Below are 5,874 nucleotides of genomic sequence, written 5' to 3'. Positions count from 1 at the left end.
TTTAAAGTTGATATAGCTAAATCTGTTGAGTTTAAATTTTTATCGGCTAAAAAATAATAGAAGCTATTTAAACATTTATCCCAATACTTTTTTATAAATTTTTCATGCAAAAATTTAACCGATTTAGTTTCTTGTATATATAAAATAGCCATTATCAATGTAATAAAATTTTCAAACCCTCTTTTATAAAAAATATTTTTATACTCAACTAAATAACTGTTTAATGTTTTAATTATAGATTTTTCGTCAATACTATTCATAGAACCAAATTCCTCCTGTGTTTTATTAGTATTGGTTGTATTAATAGTTTGCACAGTTTTAGGAATTTGGTTCATTTTTTATAAAATTAATTTTTAATTACTTGTAAAGTGGTGAAACTATAAAAAACAAGTGTATAATTATATATAAATTAATATTTGTAAAAAAGAGATGGTCATTATGGAAATTAAAAGTTTATTTAATAATTTATTAGAGAAACAGAAAAAACACAATGATAAATGTAAAGCAAATATAGAGAAAATAAAAAGAAATATGGATAACATAAAAAATGATTTTTTATACATACTTATATTAAACTAAAATTTAACATAAAAAATATTTAAAACAATGTTTGACAGTAAAATGAAATTATGTTATTATTACAACAATAAAAATAAACCTAATAAAAACAAACCTTATAATTTGATCCAGAGAGGTCAATAAGGAAGTTATATAATGGTATCTTATGCTGTAATTATTATGACATTATTAAGCCTTCCTTTATTCAAGGAAGGCTTTTTTTAATACAACAACATAAATTTATATAACTTTTCTTCTTTAAATTTAACACAGAGAGGTTAAAAAGGAGTGAGTAATATGTTAAAAGGAAAACACTTAATAGATCCAAAGGACTTTACATTAAAGGAATTGGATGAAATCTTTAATTTAGCACATCAAATAATATCAAATCCAAAGGAGTATAGTGATTTATGCAAAGGTAAATTACTTGCTACATTATTTTACGAGCCTAGTACAAGAACAAGATTTTCATTTGAAGCAGCAATGATGAGATTAGGAGGAAATGTAATAGGATTTTCAGAACCTAATTCAAGTTCAGTATCTAAAGGAGAATCTCTAAGAGATACTATTAAAACTGTAGGATGTTATACAGATATAGCTGCTATTAGACATCCACAGGAGGGTGCAGCTAAAGTTGCTTCTATGTACTCTCATATTCCAGTAATAAATGCGGGTGATGGTGGACATCAACATCCAACACAAACTTTAACTGATCTTTTAACTATTAAAACTTTAAAGGGGAAGTTAGAGGGTAATACAATAGCAATATGTGGGGATTTAAAATTTGGAAGAACTGTTCATTCTTTAATAAAGGCTTTATCTAGATACAAAAATAATAAATTCATTTTAATATCTCCAATAGAGTTAAGAATTCCTTCTTATATAAGAGAAGAAATTTTAGAAAAAAATAATATAGATTATATTGAAATAACAAGCTTAGAAGATGGAATAAAAAAAGCAGATATTCTTTATATGACAAGAATACAAAAAGAACGATTCTTTGATTTAGCTCAGTATGAAAGACTAAAAGATGTTTACATATTAGATGGTAAGAAAATGGAGTTAGCTAAAAAAGATATGATTGTTATGCATCCATTGCCAAGGGTAAATGAAATTTCTTACGAAGTAGATGAAGATGAAAGAGCATGTTATTTTAAACAAGCTAAGTTTGGAATGTATGTAAGAATGGCTTTAATAGCTAAACTTTTAGGGGAGGCATAATTTAATGAATAAAGTAGATAATATAAAATCAAGTGAAAATAAATGTAAAAATCAAAGATGTATTACCCAAACGGAAAAGTATGTACCTCAAAGTTTTAAACTATTAGATGAAAAAAATAAATTATATATTTGTGAATATTGTGATGGTGAAAATACTTTTGAAAAGTTTTAGTTTGGAGGAGTTAATATGAATTTATTAATAAAAAATGTAAATGTAATAGATGAAAGTAATAATTTTTTTGGTGATGTGTATATAGAAAATGGATTAATAAAAGAATTAGGTAAGGATTTAAATAAAAAATGTGAATTTGTAGATGGGAAGGGATTAATTTTAATGCCAGCTTTTATAGATACACATGCACATTTTAGAGATCCTGGTTTTACATATAAAGAAGATATAGAAAGTGCATCAAAAGCTTCAGTTAGAGGTGGTTATACAAGCGTTACTTTAATGCCAAATACTAAACCAGTTTGTAGTTCATTAGAGGTTTTTAAATATGTTTTAAATAAAAATAAAGAGGTTGGGTTAGTAGATGTTTATCAAACAGTATCTATAACAAGAGACTTAGAAGGGAATGATATTAACCATTTAAAAGACTTTGTTAATAATAAAGATTTAAAAGCAATTACAGATGATGGGAAAGGTGTATCAGATTCAAAGGTAATGATGGATGCAATGAAATTTGCTAAGGATAATGATTGGATAGTTATGTCTCATGCAGAAAGTGCTGAGTTTTCTAAAATAGATATGAGATTAGCAGAAAATATGATGACTTGGAGAGATATTTCTTTAGCTAAGTTTGTAGGTTGTAAATTACATATGGCTCATGTAAGTACAAAAGAAGCTATGAAATATATAATAGATGGAAAGTGTGAAGGAGCTAAAATAACTTGCGAAGTTACTCCCCATCATATTGCTTTAGATAGTACTGTAAGTAATTATAGAGTAAATCCACCTATTAGAGAAAAAGAAGATGTAGATTTTATAATAAAAGCTATATCTCATGGTGATGTAGATTGTATAGGGACAGATCATGCACCACATACAGATGAAGAGAAGGAAAAAGGAGCACCAGGAATGACTGGAATAGAAATAGCTTTTCCAATATGTTATACAAAATTAGTTAAAGCAGGGCATATAAACTTAAATAAATTAAGTAAAATAATGAGTTCAAATGCAGGTAAACTTTTAAATATTAATAAGGGAAAAATTCAACCAGGTTTTAACGGTGATGTAGTTTTAGTAGATATAAATAAGAAATTTAAGATAGATAGAAAAAATTTAATTTCAAAAAGTAAAAATACACCTTTTCATGATATGGAATTATATGGAGATGTAGTTTTAACAATTAAAAATGGAAAAATAGTTTACAAAGGTGAATTTTAAGGAGGATTATTTATGAATATTATGGATAAGTTATATGAAAAAGTCGAAAAAAATGGAACTGTTTGCTTAGGATTAGATACGAGTTTAGATTATGTGCCAAATTGGTTTAAAAAGCAATATGATAGTGAAGATGAAATATTATTTAACTTTAATAAAAAAATAATAGATGCAACTTTAGATGTAGTAGCATGCTTTAAGGTGCAAATAGCATATTATGAAGCTTTAGGATTAAAAGGGTTAAAAGCTTATAAGGATACTTTAGATTATTTAAGATCAAAAGATGCTTTAATAATTGCGGATATTAAAAGAGGAGATATAGCTGCAACAGCTTCCATGTATGCAAAAGCTCATTTTGAAGGCGATTTTGAAAGTGACTTTATAACGTTAAATCCATATATGGGAATGGATAGTATAGAACCTTATTTACCATATTTAAAAAATAAATCAAAGGGATTATTTGTACTTGTAAGAACATCAAATAAAGGTGCTGAAGATATTGAGTATTTGCCAGTTGGAAAAGATGAGAAAGTATATGATGTAGTAGGAAAAAAGCTTATAGCTTTAGGAAAGAATTATATGGGTAAAAATGCATACAATTCTGTAGGTGGTGTGGTTGGATGTACACATGCAGATGAAGTAGCTAAAATGAGAGAAGAACTTGGTGAAATGTTCTTTTTAATACCTGGATATGGAGCACAAGGTGGAACTGCTGAGGATGTTGCTTTATATTTAAAGGATGGAAATGGAGGAGTAGTTAATTCCTCAAGAAAAATATTATTAGCTTATAAGGAAATGAATGATGAAGAAAATTTTGAATTATGTGCTAGAAAAGAAGCTATAAATATGAGAGATTCCATAAGAACTGCTGTTAAAAATTTAAGAGATAATAAATAGGGGGTAACTATAGATGAATTATTTTAAAACAATAGTTAGAGAAAATGTAAAAGTATGTGATGGAATATATGCATTAAAGGTTACTCACAATACAGAAATTAAAGCAGGTCAATTTTATATGCTTAAACCTAAAACTGCATTACTTGGGAGACCTATAAGTGTTTGTGAAGTTGAAGGTGAAATAGTTACTTTTTTATATGCAGTAGTAGGAAAAGGAACTGAAGAATTTAAACATTTAATGGAAGGTGATTCAATAGAGCTTATAGGACCACTAGGAAATGGCTTTGATGTAGAAAAAGATTATGGAAAAGTTGCATTAGTTGGTGGAGGTATAGGAGTTGCACCACTTTTACAATTAAGTAAAGTATTAAGAGAAAAAAATAAAGATGCAATTATAGATTTTTATGGTGGATATAGAGAAGAGACATATTTAGATAAAGAAATAGCTAAGTATGTTAATGAAATTAAATTATCAACTAACTCAGGAAATATAGGACATAAAGGTTTTATAACAGAAATATTAGATCTTGACAAATACGATACTGTATTATGTTGTGGACCTGAAGTAATGATGGAAAAAGTAGTACAAATGTGTAAAAATAAAAATGTAAATGTATATGTTTCTATGGAAAAGCATATGGCTTGTGGAGTTGGAGCGTGTTTAGTATGTACTTGTAAAACTAAATATGGAAATAAAAGAACTTGTAAAGATGGTCCGGTTTTCAATGGATTAGAGATAGAATTTTAAGGGAGAGGTTTAATATGTTAAAAGTAAATATAAATGGTGTGGATTTTAAAAACCCCGTAATAGCAGCTTCGGGAACATTTGGGTTTGGAGCAGAATATAATAATTTCTATGATGTTGGACAATTAGGAGGAATAAGTTCAAAGGGACTTACCTTAAATGGAAGAGAAGGTAATGAAGGATTAAGAATATATGAAACTCCCCAAGGAATAATGAATTCAGTTGGTTTACAAAATCCAGGAGTAGATAGATTTATTTTAGAAGAAATACCTAAAATGAAAAATTTAAATACAAACATAATAGCTAATGTAGGTGGAGCTACTATAGAAGATTATGAAGAGGCAGTATCAAGATTAAATAATACAGACATTCATATGATAGAACTTAATATATCATGTCCAAATGTTAAATCAGGTGGGATGGCTTTTGGAATTAAATCAGATGTAGCTTATGAAGTGGTTTCTAAAGTAAGAAAAGTAACTAATAAGCCTTTGATGGTAAAACTATCTCCAAATGCAGAAGATATATGTGATATGGCAGTAAAATGTGAAAAAGCAGGTGCGGACTCTATATCATTAATAAATACTTTAAAAGGTATGGCTATAGATATTAAAAATAGGAAACCTATCTTTAATAATGTATATGCAGGATTATCAGGTCCAGCTATAAAGCCAATAGCTTTAAGAATGGTTCATGAAGTTTGTAAAGTTGTAAATATACCAGTTATTGGGCTTGGAGGAATAATGACAGCTGAAGATGCCATAGAGTTTATGATGTCGGGAGCTAGTGCTATACAAATTGGCACTGTAAACTTTGTTAATCCAATGGCAGCACCAGAAATAATAAAAGGATTAGAAGAATTTTGTATAAAAGAAGGTATTAAAAATATTAATGAAATTGTAGGATGTATAAAATAGATCATACTTTTTTACATAATCTTTAAAAAAATATATATTAAAAACTATAAAATTAAAAATTACTTTTAATTTTATAGTTTTTTTATTTTTTAGGAACTTATAATTTTGAGAATTTGTGGATAACTTTAATTAAAGTGCCGAAGGTGGTCTGC

6 protein-coding genes and 1 pseudogene are annotated in these 5,874 nt (G+C 27.5%); 6 read left to right on the top strand and 1 reads right to left on the bottom strand.

Going from position 1 to position 5,874, the window contains the following annotated elements:
- A pseudogene (locus GBZ86_RS11730) lies at positions 1 to 260 on the bottom strand (IS701 family transposase); the annotation flags it as partial.
- A gap of 595 nt (positions 261 to 855) precedes the next feature.
- On the opposite strand from GBZ86_RS11730, the gene pyrB reads away from it, so the two are divergent.
- The 6 genes from pyrB to GBZ86_RS11700 are packed head-to-tail and all read left to right on the top strand — an operon-like array spanning position 856 to position 5,722.
- A complete protein-coding gene (pyrB, locus tag GBZ86_RS11725) occupies positions 856 to 1,779 on the top strand; it encodes an aspartate carbamoyltransferase (RefSeq protein WP_152890889.1) in 924 nt (307 codons plus the stop codon).
- 4 nt (positions 1,780 to 1,783) lie between these two features.
- Positions 1,784 to 1,951: an aspartate carbamoyltransferase gene (locus GBZ86_RS11720; RefSeq protein ID WP_152890887.1), complete on the top strand. Its 168-nt coding sequence runs from the start codon at positions 1,784 to 1,786 to the stop codon at positions 1,949 to 1,951.
- Between the two features lie 15 nt (positions 1,952 to 1,966).
- A complete protein-coding gene (locus GBZ86_RS11715; RefSeq protein ID WP_152890885.1) occupies positions 1,967 to 3,166 on the top strand; it encodes a dihydroorotase in 1,200 nt (399 codons plus the stop codon).
- Positions 3,167 to 3,178: 12 nt separating this feature from the next.
- Complete coding sequence (gene pyrF / locus GBZ86_RS11710; RefSeq protein WP_152890883.1) at positions 3,179 to 4,060, top strand: orotidine-5'-phosphate decarboxylase; 882 nt, start codon at positions 3,179 to 3,181, stop codon at positions 4,058 to 4,060.
- 13 nt (positions 4,061 to 4,073) lie between these two features.
- On the top strand, positions 4,074 to 4,808 hold the full coding sequence (locus GBZ86_RS11705; RefSeq protein ID WP_152890881.1) for a dihydroorotate dehydrogenase electron transfer subunit: 735 nt from the start codon (positions 4,074 to 4,076) through the stop codon (positions 4,806 to 4,808).
- A gap of 14 nt (positions 4,809 to 4,822) precedes the next feature.
- Complete coding sequence (locus tag GBZ86_RS11700) at positions 4,823 to 5,722, top strand: dihydroorotate dehydrogenase (RefSeq protein WP_152890880.1); 900 nt, start codon at positions 4,823 to 4,825, stop codon at positions 5,720 to 5,722.
- The last annotated feature ends 152 nt before the right edge of the window (positions 5,723 to 5,874 follow it).

This window comes from Clostridium tarantellae (genome assembly GCF_009295725.1).
GTDB classification, from domain to species: Bacteria; Bacillota; Clostridia; order Clostridiales; family Clostridiaceae; genus Sarcina; species Sarcina tarantellae.
This window is presented reverse-complemented; position numbering and strand designations above follow the sequence as displayed.

Excerpts from the sequence above, each read along its gene's own strand:
- pyrB (WP_152890889.1), top strand. The coding sequence starts at position 856 with ATGTTAAAAGGAAAACACTTAATAGATCCAAAGGACTTTACATTAAAG.
- GBZ86_RS11720 (WP_152890887.1), top strand. The coding sequence starts at position 1,784 with ATGAATAAAGTAGATAATATAAAATCAAGTGAAAATAAATGTAAAAAT.
- GBZ86_RS11715 (WP_152890885.1), top strand. The coding sequence starts at position 1,967 with ATGAATTTATTAATAAAAAATGTAAATGTAATAGATGAAAGTAATAAT.
- pyrF (WP_152890883.1), top strand. The coding sequence starts at position 3,179 with ATGAATATTATGGATAAGTTATATGAAAAAGTCGAAAAAAATGGAACT.
- GBZ86_RS11705 (WP_152890881.1), top strand. The coding sequence starts at position 4,074 with ATGAATTATTTTAAAACAATAGTTAGAGAAAATGTAAAAGTATGTGAT.
- GBZ86_RS11700 (WP_152890880.1), top strand. The coding sequence starts at position 4,823 with ATGTTAAAAGTAAATATAAATGGTGTGGATTTTAAAAACCCCGTAATA.